Source organism: Streptomyces sp. NPDC000983 (genome assembly GCF_040299205.1).
Taxonomy (GTDB): domain Bacteria; phylum Actinomycetota; class Actinomycetes; order Streptomycetales; family Streptomycetaceae; genus Streptomyces.
The window spans coordinates 53,874-67,963 of record NZ_JBEPBM010000031.1 but is presented as its reverse complement, the minus strand read 5'-3'; the positions used below and the strand labels follow the sequence as shown (position 1 = coordinate 67,963).

Here is a 14,090-nt window from a genome sequence, read left to right as displayed (position 1 = left end):
TCGGCCGGGGCGGGCTCACCCGGCGGCCGCGAGGCTGCCCGTACGTCCTCCCAGCGCGGCCGAGAACTGGTCGGTGACCTGCTCCAACGCCTCGGCGGCAGCGGGCGGCAGCACGGATCCGGTACCGTCCGCCGAGATGTCCCGGTCGAGGGTGAACCAGCCGGGCACGATGTGCGCCGCACCCATGGAACTCAGGACGGGACGCAGCGCGTAGTCGATGGCCAGGACGTGGGCCGTGGACCCGCCGGTGGCGAGCGGCAGGACGGTCTTCCCGGCCAGCGCGTACTGCGGCAGCACATCGAGCAGCGACTTCAACAGGCCCGAGTACGCGGCCTTGTACACCGGTGTGCCGATCACGACCCCCTCCGCCCGCGCGAACAGCTCCGTGGCGGCGACGATCGACGGGTGCCCGAAGTGCGCGCCGAGCAGCGCCTCGGGCGGCAGGCTGCGCACCTCCAGCGGTGTCACCTCGTGGCCCTGGCGGCGCAGCCGGTCGTCGAGGTGGCGCAGCAGGCGGGTGGTGCGGGACGTGGGGGACGGGCTTCCGGAGACGGACAGGATGGCAGCCATGCGGGGACCTTCCGGAGAGGGCGGGACGGGTGGAGGAGCCGGACGCGTGGGGCGGTCGCTCACCAAGTGCTCGACCGCACCGTGACCACGGGGTGCAGTTCGTTGCGGAGTGTCTCGAGGAACGTGACGACCTCGGCCGCCGCCGAGCGGTGCTGGAGGTCGTTGAGGACGTCGTGATGGGCGCCGTGCACGACCGAGAGACGGGCGCGGGGCAGGGACTTGGCCGCGCGGGCCAGGGCCTCGTGGTCGGCGAGCGGATCGGCGTCGCCCACGAGGAGCAGCACGGGTACGTCGATGTCGCCGTCGTGGACGGCGGAGAGCAGGGAGTCCGGCAGGGCGTCGTCGAGAGCGCCGCGCCGCACCTGCCCGTCCTCGGTGAGCACGCCCCGGTGGGCGGGGCAGGAGGTGCGGACGGCGAGTTCGTCGTCCCAGGTGCCGGCGGTGCCGGCGGCCGTGGCCTGCCCGGGCAGGGCCGCGAGGACGGCGGCGTCGGGCCGGCCGGCGGCCGGGAGCCCGGCGCCGCCGAGCAGCGCGGCGACGGCGGCGGCCCCCGAGTCCGCTCCGACCAGCACGACGGGCCGGGCCACCTCGCCCTCGACGGCGGCGCCCTCGACCGCCGCACCGATCCGGTCGGCGAGATCCCCCGGATCGCCCGCGGCGAGGTCGGGGCCGTCGATCACCCGTACGCGGTAGGCGTCCGCCGCGAGCCGCCTGCCGAAGCGGGCGTAGGTCGCACGGGTCTCACCCCGGCCGGGAACGACGACGACGGTGCCGCGGACCCGCAGGCCCGCGGGGGTGTGGTGGTCGTCGTACTGGGGCTGGTCAGTCATGTGCCACTCCGGTGGTTGCGGGTTGTGCCTGGGACGCGGGCTTCCAGCCCAGCGCGGGCGCCACTTCGGTCGCGATGAGTTCGAGGGCGCGCACGGTCGCGTCGTGGTCGGGAAGAGCGGGGTTGAACTGGGTGATGAGATCGGTCGCCAGTGGCAGGACCTGCTCCCGGCCCAGCGCCGCGGCGATCTCGTCGGGGTGGCCGTAGAAGCAGTGGAAGCGGCGCAGCGCCTCGTCCGCGTCCAGGCCTTCGGGGAAGGCGCCGTGCCCCGCCATGCGCAGCGCCGCCCGGTGGACGTCGTCACCGATGTGCCGCAGCGCCGTACGCCGGTCCTTGGCCGGGAACACGAACCGGGAGAGCCCGACGCGCGGGCGGCGCGGGCCCTTCCAGGCGGTGAGGAAGGCGTCGGCCCACGGGCGCTGCACCTCGTCGGTGGGCGCGTCGAAGCCGTACGCCGCCCGGTTGAGCAGCAGGTGCGAGCCGCCCTCGGCGGCGTACACGGCGCCGCGTTCGCTGAACACGCCCTGCCAGATCCGGTCGGTGAAGTCGCCCGGCTCGGGCTGGATGCGGAAGCCGGGCGCGCCCACCTCGTGCCGGGCCAGTGCCTGGCGCAGGATGTCGAGGTTGCGGCTGGTCAGCTCCCTTTTGCGGGCGACGTCCTGGCCGAAGGCGGCGTACTCCAGATCGCTCGAGCCGCTGCCCACGCCGATCTCGACGCGCCCGCCGCTGAGGAGGTCGACCGTGGCGATGTCCTCGGCCAGCCGGACCGGGTCCTCCAGGGGCAGGACGGTGATCGCGGTGCCCAGCCGGATGCGGGTGGTGCGCGCCGCCGCGTGCGCGAGGAAGGTCCAGGGCGAGGAGAGCCCGCCACCGCCGGGCGGGACGTGGTGCTGGGCGACCCAGCCGGTGTCGAAGCCGAGTTCGTCGGCGACGGTGAACAGTTCCTGGGCGTTGCGGTAGGTGCGGGCGAAGTCGCTGTCGCGGCCCTGGACATGGGTGAGGAAGCCAAGACGCAGTCGGGGTCTGCCGGGAGTGGCGCTCTCGGTCACGTCCTCAGCCCTCCACGGGTGCGTGCCGGTTGGCCGGGACGGGGAGTCCGAGGTTTCCGCGCAGGGTGTCGGAGGCGTACTCGGTGCGGAACAGGCCGCGCTTCTGCAGGATCGGCACCACGCCGTCGACGAAGAGGTCGAGCTCCTCCTCGGTGCGGAAGGCGAGGTTGATGCCGTCGAAGGTGCCGGCGTCGAACCACCGCTCGATGGTGTCGGCGACGGTCCGCGGGTCCCCCACGAACGGCGACTGACGGAACTGGTTGACGGACTCGGCGACCTGGCGCAGCGTCAGGTTCTCCTCGCGGGCGCGCTGGATGAGCTGTGCCGCGCCGGTCCGGCCGCCCTTCTCGGCGAGGTGGGCGACGTCGGGGAAGGGGGCGTCGAGGTCGTGGACACTGAAGTCGTACGCCCCGAAGGAGCGGCCCAGCAGCGCCAGGTTGCGGTCGAAGTCGTTGTCCTCCTCGAAGATCTCCCGTTCGCGGCGGCGGGCGGCCTCGTCGGTGGCGGCGACGACCGGGCCGCCGTGGATGAAGATCTTGATGTGGTCGGGGTCGCGGCCGTAGTCGGCGGTGCGCTTCTTGATGTCGGAGTAGTACTCCTGCGCCTGCTCCAGCGTGCCGCCGGGCGCGTAGATGCCCTCGGCTACCTGGGCGGCGAGATCACGGCCCTCCTCGGACACCCCCGCCTGGAAGATCACCGGCTGGCCCTGCGGCGAGCGGGAGAGGTTCAGCGGGCCGGCCACCTTGAAGTGCTCGCCCACATGGCCGAGTTCGTGCAGCTTGGCGGGGTCGAGGAAGACGCCCCGCTCGACGTCGGCAGGGAAGGCGTCGTCCTCGTAGGAGTCCCACAGCCCGCGCGCGACCTGCACGAACTCAAGGGCCCGCCCGTAGCGGGAGGCGTAGTCGAGGTGCTCGTCGAGGCCGAAGTTGCGGGAGGTTCCGGTGTCGAAGCTGGTGACGACGTTCCAGCCGGCCCGGCCGCCGCTGATGTGGTCGAGCGAGGCGAACCGCCGGGCGAGGTTGAACGGCGAGTTGTACGTCGAACTCGCGGTGCCCACCAGCCCGATGTGCCGGGTGTGCGTGGCCACCGCCGACAACAGGGTCAGTGGTTCGAGGCGGTTGAGGTAGTGCGCCGGGTAGGTGGCGTTGATGAACTGGCTGTCCACGATGAACAGGGCGTCGAACAGGGCGTGTTCGGCGGCCTTCGCGAGCCGGATGTAGTAGTCGATGTCGATGCTGGAGTTCTTCGCGACGCGCGCGTCCTTCCACAGGCCGTGCTGGCCCGGGCCGCCGACGCCGTAGGGGTGGAGGGCGAGATGAAGGGTGCGGGGCATGGCTGATCCTTGTCTGTGCAGGGGTGCAGGGGTGCAGGGGTGCAGGGGTGCAGGGGTGCAGGGGTGCAGGGGTGCAGGGGTGCAGGGGTGCAGGGGTGATGGTGAGGGCGGGGTGTGGCGGCTCAGGCGTGCAGGAGGGCGCGCAGTGCCTCGCGTTCGGCACGGCCGGCGGGCGCGCTGTGCAGGGTGGGCGCGGACCCCACGAGCAGGCGGGTGTACGGGTGGCTCGGTGCGCCGATGACGTCGCGGGCGGGACCGGCCTCGACCAGCTCGCCCTGGTACAGCACCGCGATCCGGTCGGCGACCCCGGCGACGGAGCCGAGATCGTGGGAGATGAAGACCAGGGCCACGCCGTCGCCGCGCAGCTCCTTGAGGATCTGCAGGATCTGGACCCGGTTCGCGGAGTCCAGGGCGCTGACCGGCTCGTCGAGGATCACCAGGCGGGGTTCGGTGACCAACGCCCGTGCGACCGCGACGCGTTGGCGCTGGCCGCCGGAGAGTTCGCCGGGCACCCGGTCGAGGAGGTCCTCGGTGAGCCGGACCCGGTCGAGGAAGGCGCGCACCCGCCCGGCCGCCTCCGTGCGCGACACCCCCTGGATGAGCAGCGGCTCGGCCAGGGACTCCGCGACCGTGAGATCCGGGTCGAGACTGCGCAGCGGGTCCTGGAAGACGTACTGGACGACACCACGGCGGCGCAGCGCGCGCCACTGGCGGGGCCCGTACGCGGCGACCTCCTCGCCGTCGACGAGGATCGAGCCGGCCGAGGCCGGGACCAGGCCGAGCACGGCCCGTGCGAGCGTGGACTTGCCCGAGCCGGTCTCGCCGATGACGCCGACCGTCTCGCCGGGGGCGATGCTCAGGGAGACGTCGTTGAGGACGCGGCGGCGTCGGCGGCGCGATCCGTAGTGCACCTGAAGGTGGTCGACCTTCAGCACGGCGTCGGTGCTCATGCGTTCTCCTCGGGGGCCAGGAACCGGTCGAGGCCGTACTGTTCGTGCTCGGCGATCAGGAGCCGGGTGTACTCGTGGCGGGGGCGGTGGAGCACCTCGTGGGTCGGGCCCTGTTCGACGACCTCGCCCTGGCGCAGGACGAGGACCTCGTCGCACAGCTGGGCCACGACGGCCAGGTCGTGGGAGACCACGACGAGGGCCAGTCCGGTCCGGTCGCGCAGGTCGGCGAGCAGGTCGAGGATCTCCGCCTGGACGGTGACGTCGAGCGCGGTCGTCGCCTCGTCGGCGATCAGGACGCGCGGGCCGGCCGCGATCGCGGCGGCGATGAGCACCCGCTGGAGCATGCCGCCGGACAGTTCGTAGGTGTACTGGCCGTAGACCAGCTCGGGGTCGCGCAGGTGCACGGCGCGCAGCAGCTCGACGGCCTGCCTGCGCGCTTCGCGGCGTCCGGTCCTCTTCTTGACCCGGATCACCTCGGCGACCTGCGCGCCGACCCGGATCGAGGGGTTGAGGTAGGAGGCCGGGTCCTGGAAGACCGCGCTGATCGTCGTACCGCGCAGGGCGGTCCAGTCGGCGGGGGACAGGTCGGTGATGTCGCGGCCGTCCAGTTCGACGGAGCCGCCCGTCACCTCGAAGTGGGCGGGCAGGATGCCCAGGGCGGCCCGGCAGGTGAGGGTCTTGCCGCTGCCGGACTCGCCGACGATGCCGACCGTCCTGCCCGGGGTGAGGTCGAAGCTCACCCCGTGGACGATCTCCCGTCCGTTCGCCTGGTCGCTGATCCGCACGTCGCGTACCGACAGGACCGGCTGGGCCGCGGTGCTCTCGGTGTTCTCGACGGGGGTGTCCAGTTGCTCGGACAGGGTGCTCATCGCGCGCCTCCGATGGGAGCGGGGTCGGGCTCGCCGCGCCGGTTGGCGCGGGCCTTGCGGCTGTTGAGCAGGGCCCGGCCCGCCTCGCCGGAGACGTCCCGGATGGCGTCGGCGAGGAGGTTGCAGGCCCAGACCGTGACCACGATCAGCAGGGCCGGCGCCAGCGGCGCCCACGGGCGCTGGGTCAGATAGCCGAGGTCGGAGGCGAGCAGACCGCCCCAGGTGGGAGCGGGCGGCTGCACGCCGATGCCGAGGAAGGTCAGGCTCGACACGATCACGAAGCCGACGCCGACGGTCTGCGCCAGGGCGACCGCGATGGGCGGCAGCACCTTGACCCAGACGTGCCGTCGTACGACCCAGCCGAGCGAGGCGCCGGAGATGATCGCCGCTTCCACGTACTGCGAGCGGGCCACCGCGAGCGTCGCCGCGCGCGAGACCCGGTAGAACAGCGGGGAGACCAGCACCCCGGTGACCAGCATCGCCTGGGTGATGCCGTTGCCCAGCAGCGCGACGACGGCGACGGCGAAGAGCAGGAAGGGCAGGGCGACCAGGGTGTCGGTCAGCCGCAGGGTGATCCATTCGAAGGCCCGGCCCAGGTAGACCGAGAGGATGCCGGGGACGGCACCGACCACCAGAGCGGTGAGCGCGACCTCAAGCGAGCCGAGGACACTGATGCGGGAACCGTCCAGGAGCCGGCTCAGTACGTCCCGGCCCAGGTAGTCGGTGCCCAGCCAGTGCGAGCCGGTGGCGGCGCCCAGGGTGTCGGTGCTGGTGGCGAGAGGGTCCTGGGGGGCCAGCCAGGGGCCGGCCACGGCGAGCAGGGCGATCACGGTGAGAACGGCGACGGCGATCCGTCCGGACGGCAGGGCGAGCACACGGCGCACCACGGGTCACACCCCCCGTTGCGATGCGGGCGTCACACGCGCCAGCACCAGGTTGACGAACAGGTTGAACACCACGACCAGCACGATCGACACCACCAGCACCCCTTGCACGGCCGGTACGTCGCCGGCCTGCGCGGCGTCGTTGGCGAACCGCCCGAAGCCCTGGAGGCCGAAGATCCACTCCGTGACGACGGAGGCACCCACGAGGGCCGGGAACTTCAGGCCCAGGGTCGCCAGCGCCGGGCCGAGACCGTTGCGCAGCACATGGCCGAAGAAGATCCGGCGCGGGCCGAGTCCGCGCACCAGCGCACCGGTGACGTAGTTCTCCCGGTAGGCGGCGACGAGACTGGAACGCAGCTGGCGTGCCACGTCGGCGACGACGTCGAAGCTCAACGCCACGGCGGGCAGGGTGATATGGGCGAGCCACGGTCCCAGCCCCTGCTCCGCCGGGATGTACCCGGCGGAGGGGAACAGGTTCAGCTGGACGGCGAAGACCGCGACCAGCACGATCCCGACGACGAAGGCCGGCATCACCGAGATCGCCGTGACGAAGCCGGTGATGGCCCGGTCGACCCAGGTGGTGCGGCGCAGGGCCGCGAGGGTGCCCAGGGCGAAGCCGACGACCACGCCGATCAGCAGGGCGAAGGTGGCCACCGACAGGCTGACCCCGAGGCCGAGGCCGATCAGGGTGGAGATGTCGGCGCCGTTGGTCCAGCTCGTGCCGAGCTGTCCGTGCAGGACGCCGTTGAACCAGTCGCCGTACTGGACCAGGAAGGGCCGGTCCAGGCCCCACTCGGCCTCGACCCTGGCGATCGCCTCGGGGGTCGCCTCCTCGCCCAGCTGGATCCGCGCCGGGCTGAGCCCGCTGAGCGAGCGCAGCGCGAACGTCACGAACGTCGCGACCAGGAAGACGGGCACGAAGATCGCGACTGACCGGGCGAGGACGGCGAGCACACGGACCAGCGCGTGCCGAGTCCTGGACGGTGCCTCGGAGTTGGCCGTCGCCGGTGCGGTGGCCGTCGTCATCGGATGCCTCCTCTCGGTGGTGGACGGAAGGTCAGCTGGCGCCGATGGTCACGCCGGTCCAGTCGATGTGGGCCGGGTTCTTCGGCAGCGCGGAGATGGACTTGCTCTTGGCGATGAGGTTGGGCTGGGAGTAGGTGAACACCAGCGCCTTGCTCTCCAGCCCCGCTCGGGTCGCGGCCTGGAGGACGTCGGTGTAGTCGGGGGAGTCCAGCGGGGTCCGGCGGACCTTGGCGGCGGCCGACTCGAAGCCGGACGGCTCGTAGGGGGAGCTGAGGTTGAGCGGGCCGTTCGGGCCGAAGTGCGCGGTCAGGGTCTGCAGCGCGGAGTCGCGGCCGGTGGTGCCGTACAGGGAGAACGCCAGGTCCTTGGCGAAGAACGGGGTCGCCCAGTTCTTGTCGATCTTGATGGTGACGGTGATGCCGACCTTCGCCAGCTGCGACTGGACGATCTCCGCCTGGGGGTCCTCCGCCGGGATGACCAGGTCGATCTTGAGGTCACCGGACTTGTAGCCCGCCTCGGCGAGCAGCTTCTTCGCCTTCGCCGGGTCGTAGGGGTACTGATCCTCGGACTCGGGGTCGTAGGCCACGTACTCCTTGGGGAAGGGCTGGTCGGTGACCTCGCCGTAGCCGAACGTCAGCTTGTCGACGAACTCCTGACGGTCGATCGCGTGGCGCACCGCGTCGACGACCTTGTCGTTGTCGAACGGCGCCTTGTTGATGTTCAGGCTGAGATTGGAGGCGTTGAACCCGGGCTGCACGAACACGTCCAGGCCGGCCTTCTTGGCCGCCTCCGCCTGGCTGGGGTCGATGTCAGCGAAGTTGTAGACGCCGGTCTGGAGGCCGGAGACCACGGTGGACGCGTCGGGGGCCGAGGTGAGTTCGACGTTGTCGATGTGGATGTTCTCGGCGTCCCAGTAGTCCGGGTTCTTCTTCAGGACCGCCTTGGTGCCCGGCACGATCTGCGTCACGGTGAACGGGCCCGCGCCGACCGGGTTCTGGTCCAGCTTCGTCGGGGACTTCGCGGCCTTCGGGCTCGCGATCTGCAGGACGCGCTGGCCGAGCAGCTGGGGGATCTGGTAGTCGACCTGGGTGAGGTTGACGACCGCGTCGAGTCCCTTGGCCTGAACGGACTTGATGGAGGTCAGGTCGCCGAAGAGCGCCGAGTTCTTCTGGTTCTTGGCGCGTTCGATGGCCGCCTTCACGGCGGTGGCGTCGACCGGTTCGCCGTCGCTGAACTTCAGGCCGGGGCGCAGATGGAAGGTGATCTGATCGCCCTTGGCGTTGTACTCCCAGCTCTCGGCCAGGTCGGGCACGGCGTTGCCCTTTTCGTCCGTGCGGGTCAACGAGGCGTACACCAGGGCGAGTTCGCGGAACTGGGCGCCGCTGCCGCTCACCACCGGGTCCCAGTGGGTGGGGAAGTAGGAGGAGGTCCACTTCAGGGTGGCGTTGCCGCTCGCGGAAGCGGCGTCGCCGCCGCAGGCGCTGAGCGCCGGGACGAGCACGGTGGCCAGCGCGGTCCCCAGGGCGGCGGCGCGCAGCCGACGGGGGATGCGGAGGCGGCGTCCGGGACGGGGATCGCTTTCGGGGCTGGGCGGGGTGAGGCGTCCGAACATGTCAGTTCTCTCTTCGAAGGCTCCGGCCGGTGCAGGGCTGCGGGCTCGGGAACGAGGGCGGTGTGCCGCGGCGTCGGACATCGGCGCACGTCGCGGAGGGCATGCCGGTGCGCCGTCGGGGCGCGCGGAGGCATACCGGACTCAGGGCGTGAGGCGTCGGCGAAGCCGCGGGAGGTGAGAGGGAAGCAGGCGCCGGGGCATCGGCCGGAGAGGACGAACGCTCAGTGGGGGAGCGGCGGAAGGCCGGAGCCGGCGAGAGCGGTCAGGTGCCTGCGGGACGTGGGTGGCGGTCGGTCAGCGACAGAGAGCGCTGCAGGTGCGCCGCAGGTCCACGTAGCGGCACACCACACCGGGGTGCGTCGTGAGCATGGTGCACATCCTGGGGTGAGATTTCCGCGGCTGTCAATGGACACCCGAAGGTGTCTCATTCGGCGGGACGGTCTCTGAGTGCTGCTCAGAGCCCTGTGAGCGGGCGGCGGGTGGCCGGCGCCCGGGTGCGGGCCTCGTCGGGATGCAGCCAGAGCGGACCACCCGCCGTCTCCACCCGGACGGCGTCCGGCGGGGGCCACGCGCCGCACGTGAGCATCCCGAACTCGGGCCCGGTGAGGCTGCGGTGGCGCACGAGCGCGGCCGCAGCCTCCAGCCGTTCCGGCCGCGTCGGCAGCCCCGGCGCCAAGTCGTCCAACGCCGCCGCGTACTCCTCGTACGACCGCCAGCCGGGCATCGCGCGGACCCCGGCCGCCGACCGGAAGAGCAGCGTCGGCAGCGCGTACCGCAGCCCCCCGTCCGGGGTCTCCTTGGCCGCGCCGGGATGCGGCGACGAGCCGCCCGGCACCGACAGCACCTCGTGGACCGGCCGACGCGCCTCGCCGTGATCGGCGCGCACTCGGTCGAGTACGGCGACGGAGGCCGCGTCGGCGGCCAGCCGGTCCAGGTCGAGGTCCGGCACCCCCCGAGCCGCCGCCAGCGCCGACTCCGGTGTGTCCGCCGGCTCGCCGAGCACGAAGACGCTCTCCCGCAGTCGGCGCAGCACCCGCTCGGCGACCTCCGCGCCCTGCAGCTCCGCCGCCTTGGCGGCCAGCGACGCGGGCCATGAACTCGCCGCCACCCGGCTCAGCGTGAACGCCCTCGGGGCGTGGGTGTGCGCGGAGATGTCCTCGATGTAACGGGAGTACCAGGCCGTTTCGGCGGCCGGGTCGGGTGCCGGGTCGTCGTCGTGGTCGAAGAGGATGCCGTACACGCGACGCCAGCGGACCCGCCCGCCGAGCGCCGAGCGCAGGGCGCGCAGCACGGGCTCCGAGCCCCAGGACCACGGACACAGCGGGTCGGTGTACTCCACCACCTCGACCCGCGCCGGGTCCGGCCCGCTCGTCACGCGGCGCCCTTGCGGTCCGTCGGCCCGCCCGCCGCCTCGGGCAGCAGCGCGGCCAGGGTGGTGCCGCCGAGGACGGCGGCGGCGTCCGCCTCGACACGACGCCACACCCCGGGCAGACCGGAGGCGGGGCCCGGATAGTCGAGCCCGTCCAGCGGCTCGCCCCGCAGGGTGATCAACTCGCCGTCCACGGCCCGCGCCACGTCGAGCAGCGTGATCTCCTCGGCGGGCCGGCCGAGCCAGTAACCGCCCTCGCAGCCGCGCTGGCTGCGCACCAGACCGGCCCTGCGCAGTTCACCGACGACGGACTTCAGGAAACGGAACGGGATGTGCTGCGAGGAGGCGATGGACTCGCAGGTCAACGGATGGTCGGGTTCGCGGGCGAGTTCGAGCAGCGCCCGCGCGGCGTAGTCCGCCTTCGCGGAAATATGCATGCGCACATGATGCCCGACCGGCGGACGCCGTCCAGCCCTCACCGCTTTATTGCGGGAACATTGCCGCAGGTGAAGCCCAAAGGACACCTATTGACATCCTTTTTCGGGCCGCTCTAGCGTCCCACTCATGAGCGAGCCCCTGACCACCGCCGGCGAAGGATTCCACCCCCACCTCGGCGACAACGCCGGCACCGCGACGGCCCCCCTGCGCGCCCGGCTGCACCACATCCGCGCCGACGCCCTGGACGGCGACACCGCCCAGAGCGGAGGCATGCGCAGGTTCGCCGCCGTCAGCGGCAACACCGTGGGCTCCGAGAAACTGTGGATGGGACAGACTCACGTCGCCCCGTCGACCGCGTCCTCCGACCACCACCACGGCGAGTCCGAGACCGCGATCCACGTGGTCAGCGGCCACCCCGAGTTCGTCTTCCTCGACGACTCCGGCGGCACCCCCGAAGAGGTACGGCTGCGCACCTCCCCCGGCGACTACATCTTCGTCCCCCCGTTCGTCCCCCACCGCGAGGAGAACCCGGACCCCACCGAGGAAGCCGTGGTGGTCATCGCCCGCAGCACCCAGGAGGCGATCGTGGTCAACCTGCCGCGCCTGTACGTACTGGGCCAGGAGGAATCCTGACAGTCCGGCGCGGCGGCCGCCCCCGTGTTGCCCGGGGGTGGCCGCCGCCTTGCGGTCGGGTCAGTCGGTGTACACCTCGGCCCGGTCCACGCTCACGAAGGAGGCCGTGGACTGGGCGTTGCGCTCGCCGGTCACCCTGACGCGCAGGGTGTGCCGGCCGGGGGCCAGCTTCGGGCTGATGTACTGCACGGTCTCACCCGTGCGGATGGCGCTGTAGAGGTCGACCCGGGTCTCCGCACCGCCGTCGATGCTGACGGCGGCGATGCCGTTGCCGCTGTCGCGTACGGACAGCAGCGCGATCCGCGTACCGGTGAAGGTGAAGGTCGCGGTGTTGCCGGCCCGGTCGCTCCAGTGGTCGTCGCCCCAGAAGCACTGCGCGGCGCAGCCGGTGCCGGAGTTCCAGGTGCCGGTGTAGGCGAGGGTGCCGTCGCCGCTGGAACGTCCGTCGTCGTTGATCCAGTGAGTGCCCGAACCGGGGTCGCCGGAGGGCAGGTTCTGGGTGGCGCCCAGGGCGAGCGGCGTCCCGAGGCCGGGGCTGCCGTCGGCGTTCCAGCCGATCTTCTGGGCGCGGGTGGTGCGGTTGGTGTAGGTGTACTGGGAGGTGGTCTTCGCGTGGTAGACCATCCAGTCCTCGGTGCCGTCGGGCGACTTGAAGAAGGCGTGGTGGCCGGGGCCGTACACGCCGACGGCGTCGTTGCGGGAGAAGAGCGCGCCGGTTCGCTGCTGCCAGTTGGCGGGGACCAGCGGGTCGGCGCCGTTGGCCAGGGAGAGCATCCACAGCTGGTAGTCGGGCTTGCCGGTGTCGCAGGCCGAGTAGGTCATCCAGGTGCGGCCGTTGCGGTTGAGGAACTCCGGTCCCTCGCGCACCTCCGGGCAGCCGCCCGCCGCGTTGATCGCGACCGCGTTGCCGGAGACGGTGTAGGGGTTGGACAGCGGCGCGATGTTGAGCCCGTTGTGCTGGTAGGCGTTGATGCCGCTGTAGGCGAGGTACAACCTGCCGTTGTGGGTGAAGACGCTGGGGTCGATCGCGAAGTCGTTGGCGTGGTTGGGCGGGACGAGCGCGGACTTGAAGCGGTAGGGGCCGGTGGGGGAGTCGCCGGCGGACTCCAGGACGTAGAGGCGGTGGTGGTCGTCCACACCGTCGTCGGCGGTGTAGTAGAGGTACCAGCGGTTGTTGAAGCGGTAGAACTCCGAGGCCCAGATGTTCTTGTTGCGGGAGCTGTCGGTGTCGGTCCAGACGGTGACCGGGTCGGACGCCAGGAGGGTGGCCAGGGACGGCGAGCGCCACATGCGGATGCTGCCGCCCTGGGTGGTGGTCATGTAGTAGGAGCCGTTGAAGTACGTCAGGTACGGGTCGGGACCGGTGTTGAGCGGATTGCGGAAGGTGGTGCTGTGGGCGGCCGCGGCCTGGGGCGCCGCGGCCGTCGGGGGTGCGGAGACGAGGGAGAACATCACGGCCAGCAGCAGGGCGAGCAGGGCTGCGGTGCGGGCCGTGCGGGGGGACGACGTACTCATGGGCGACTCCGTGGGGTGGGTGGTGCCTGAGTGGGTGCTGCCTTTCAGCCGGTGGGTGGTGTCACTGGCCGCCGAGTCCCGTCGTGGCGACGGACTTGACGATGTGCCGCTGGAAGAACAGGAAGACGATCACCAGGGGCAGTGCGGCCAGGACGGCCGAGGCCATCGACTGTGCGTACTGGACGCCGTAGGCGTCCTTGACCGACGTGATGCCGACGGGCAGGGTCATCAGGTCGGGGTCCGAGGTGGAGACGAAGGGCCACAGGAAGTTGTTCCAGGCCCCGATGAAGACGAAGATCGCCACCGCCGACAGCATCGGGCGGGACAGCGGCAGGAGCACGGACCAGAAGATCCGCAGGTGCCCGGCGCCGTCGATGCGGGCGGCCTCCTCCAACTCCCTGGGCAGGGAGTCGAAGTGCTTCTTCAGGATGAACACCATCACCGGCGCCACGGTCTGCGGCAGGATCACCGCCGCGTAGGTGTCGACCAGGTTCAAGGTCAGCATCTGCTGGAACCACGGCACGATCAGCATCTGCGGCGGCACCAGGACGGCCGCCACCGTGACGGCGAACAGTGCCTTGCGCCCGGCGAACAGGGTGCGGGAGAAGGCGTAGCCGGCCATCGCGGACACGGCCACCGTGATCACGGTGACGACGGCGGCGATGAGGAAGCTGTTGAACATCCACAGCGGCAGGTCGCCGCGTTCCCACACACTGCGGAACCCGTCGAGGGTGAAGCCGTGCTCGGGCCACAACCAGTGGACGGGGTCGCTGGCGTCCTGCTCCGACTTGAACGCGGTCAGCAGTCCCCAACTGGACGGCAGCAGCCACAGGAGGGCCAGCAGGGTCAGCGCGGCGAAGGTGAGGGTGCGGGCGGTGCGGCCGTCGCCGAGGGAGAGATGGGTGCGGCGGGCCTCGGCGCGGTGTCTGCGCGCCGCCACCTCCCGGATGACCGGTGAGCGGGGCGCGGCCTCGGGGCGGCCGGCGGGCAGCTCGGTGGTGGTGGAGGTCATG

At 71.7% G+C, this 14,090-nt stretch carries 14 protein-coding genes; 1 reads left to right on the top strand and 13 read right to left on the bottom strand.

Annotated elements, in window-relative coordinates:
* Positions 1-15: 15 nt before the first annotated feature.
* From ssuE to ABT296_RS28895, 11 genes are all read right to left on the bottom strand, one after another.
* Positions 16-570 carry an NADPH-dependent FMN reductase gene (gene ssuE, locus ABT296_RS28945; RefSeq protein WP_351931618.1) on the bottom strand — a complete coding sequence of 185 codons (555 nt, stop codon included), beginning with the start codon at positions 568-570 and terminating at the stop codon, positions 16-18.
* A 59-nt stretch (positions 571-629) separates the two neighbouring features.
* Positions 630-1,400: an alpha/beta hydrolase gene (locus tag ABT296_RS28940; RefSeq protein ID WP_351931617.1), complete on the bottom strand. Its 771-nt coding sequence runs from the start codon at positions 1,398-1,400 to the stop codon at positions 630-632.
* The gene (locus ABT296_RS28935) at positions 1,393-2,448 is read right to left on the bottom strand and encodes an LLM class flavin-dependent oxidoreductase (RefSeq protein ID WP_351931616.1); all 1,056 of its coding nucleotides are present in this window, start codon (positions 2,446-2,448) and stop codon (positions 1,393-1,395) included. Before ABT296_RS28935 ends, ABT296_RS28940 begins: the two co-directional genes overlap by 8 nt.
* Before the next feature lie 4 nt (positions 2,449-2,452).
* The gene (locus tag ABT296_RS28930) at positions 2,453-3,781 is read right to left on the bottom strand and encodes an LLM class flavin-dependent oxidoreductase (RefSeq protein WP_351931615.1); all 1,329 of its coding nucleotides are present in this window, start codon (positions 3,779-3,781) and stop codon (positions 2,453-2,455) included.
* Between the two features lie 122 nt (positions 3,782-3,903).
* Positions 3,904-4,731: an ABC transporter ATP-binding protein gene (locus ABT296_RS28925; RefSeq protein ID WP_351931614.1), complete on the bottom strand. Its 828-nt coding sequence runs from the start codon at positions 4,729-4,731 to the stop codon at positions 3,904-3,906.
* Complete coding sequence (locus ABT296_RS28920) at positions 4,728-5,600, bottom strand: ABC transporter ATP-binding protein (protein ID WP_351931613.1); 873 nt, start codon at positions 5,598-5,600, stop codon at positions 4,728-4,730. The genes ABT296_RS28925 and ABT296_RS28920 overlap by 4 nt, the downstream gene beginning before the upstream one ends.
* The gene (locus ABT296_RS28915; RefSeq protein ID WP_351931612.1) at positions 5,597-6,487 is read right to left on the bottom strand and encodes an ABC transporter permease; all 891 of its coding nucleotides are present in this window, start codon (positions 6,485-6,487) and stop codon (positions 5,597-5,599) included. The genes ABT296_RS28920 and ABT296_RS28915 overlap by 4 nt, the downstream gene beginning before the upstream one ends.
* A gap of 3 nt (positions 6,488-6,490) precedes the next feature.
* Positions 6,491-7,510, bottom strand: coding sequence for an ABC transporter permease (locus tag ABT296_RS28910; RefSeq protein ID WP_351931611.1), 1,020 nt, complete (start codon positions 7,508-7,510; stop codon positions 6,491-6,493).
* 31 nt (positions 7,511-7,541) lie between these two features.
* Positions 7,542-9,122: an ABC transporter substrate-binding protein gene (locus ABT296_RS28905; RefSeq protein WP_351931610.1), complete on the bottom strand. Its 1,581-nt coding sequence runs from the start codon at positions 9,120-9,122 to the stop codon at positions 7,542-7,544.
* Positions 9,123-9,576: 454 nt separating this feature from the next.
* Positions 9,577-10,497 carry a DsbA family oxidoreductase gene (locus ABT296_RS28900; protein WP_351931609.1) on the bottom strand — a complete coding sequence of 307 codons (921 nt, stop codon included), beginning with the start codon at positions 10,495-10,497 and terminating at the stop codon, positions 9,577-9,579.
* Positions 10,494-10,928 (bottom strand): RrF2 family transcriptional regulator, encoded by a 435-nt coding sequence (locus tag ABT296_RS28895; protein ID WP_351931608.1) that lies wholly within the window; start codon positions 10,926-10,928, stop codon positions 10,494-10,496. The genes ABT296_RS28900 and ABT296_RS28895 overlap by 4 nt, the downstream gene beginning before the upstream one ends.
* 127 nt (positions 10,929-11,055) lie before the next feature.
* Between ABT296_RS28895 and ABT296_RS28890 the strand changes: the two genes are divergently transcribed.
* The gene (locus ABT296_RS28890) at positions 11,056-11,562 is read left to right on the top strand and encodes a cupin domain-containing protein (RefSeq protein ID WP_351931607.1); all 507 of its coding nucleotides are present in this window, start codon (positions 11,056-11,058) and stop codon (positions 11,560-11,562) included.
* Between the two features lie 60 nt (positions 11,563-11,622).
* Here the strand turns inward: ABT296_RS28890 and ABT296_RS28885 are convergent, their stop codons facing one another.
* A complete protein-coding gene (locus ABT296_RS28885) occupies positions 11,623-13,077 on the bottom strand; it encodes a family 43 glycosylhydrolase (RefSeq protein ID WP_351931606.1) in 1,455 nt (484 codons plus the stop codon).
* A 61-nt stretch (positions 13,078-13,138) separates the two neighbouring features.
* A complete protein-coding gene (locus ABT296_RS28880) occupies positions 13,139-14,089 on the bottom strand; it encodes a carbohydrate ABC transporter permease (RefSeq protein WP_351931605.1) in 951 nt (316 codons plus the stop codon).
* Position 14,090 lies beyond the last annotated feature (1 nt).

What these genes read in the sequence shown, in the direction of transcription:
- ssuE (WP_351931618.1), bottom strand. Translation starts at nt 570, where the DNA reads ATGGCTGCCATCCTGTCCGTCTCCGGAAGCCCGTCCCCCACGTCCCGC.
- ABT296_RS28940 (WP_351931617.1), bottom strand. Translation starts at nt 1,400, where the DNA reads ATGACTGACCAGCCCCAGTACGACGACCACCACACCCCCGCGGGCCTG.
- ABT296_RS28930 (WP_351931615.1), bottom strand. Translation starts at nt 3,781, where the DNA reads ATGCCCCGCACCCTTCATCTCGCCCTCCACCCCTACGGCGTCGGCGGC.
- ABT296_RS28925 (WP_351931614.1), bottom strand. Translation starts at nt 4,731, where the DNA reads ATGAGCACCGACGCCGTGCTGAAGGTCGACCACCTTCAGGTGCACTAC.
- ABT296_RS28920 (WP_351931613.1), bottom strand. Translation starts at nt 5,600, where the DNA reads ATGAGCACCCTGTCCGAGCAACTGGACACCCCCGTCGAGAACACCGAG.
- ABT296_RS28910 (WP_351931611.1), bottom strand. Translation starts at nt 7,510, where the DNA reads ATGACGACGGCCACCGCACCGGCGACGGCCAACTCCGAGGCACCGTCC.
- ABT296_RS28905 (WP_351931610.1), bottom strand. Translation starts at nt 9,122, where the DNA reads ATGTTCGGACGCCTCACCCCGCCCAGCCCCGAAAGCGATCCCCGTCCC.
- ABT296_RS28895 (WP_351931608.1), bottom strand. Translation starts at nt 10,928, where the DNA reads ATGCATATTTCCGCGAAGGCGGACTACGCCGCGCGGGCGCTGCTCGAA.
- ABT296_RS28890 (WP_351931607.1), top strand. Translation starts at nt 11,056, where the DNA reads ATGAGCGAGCCCCTGACCACCGCCGGCGAAGGATTCCACCCCCACCTC.
- ABT296_RS28885 (WP_351931606.1), bottom strand. Translation starts at nt 13,077, where the DNA reads ATGAGTACGTCGTCCCCCCGCACGGCCCGCACCGCAGCCCTGCTCGCC.
- ABT296_RS28880 (WP_351931605.1), bottom strand. Translation starts at nt 14,089, where the DNA reads ATGACCTCCACCACCACCGAGCTGCCCGCCGGCCGCCCCGAGGCCGCG.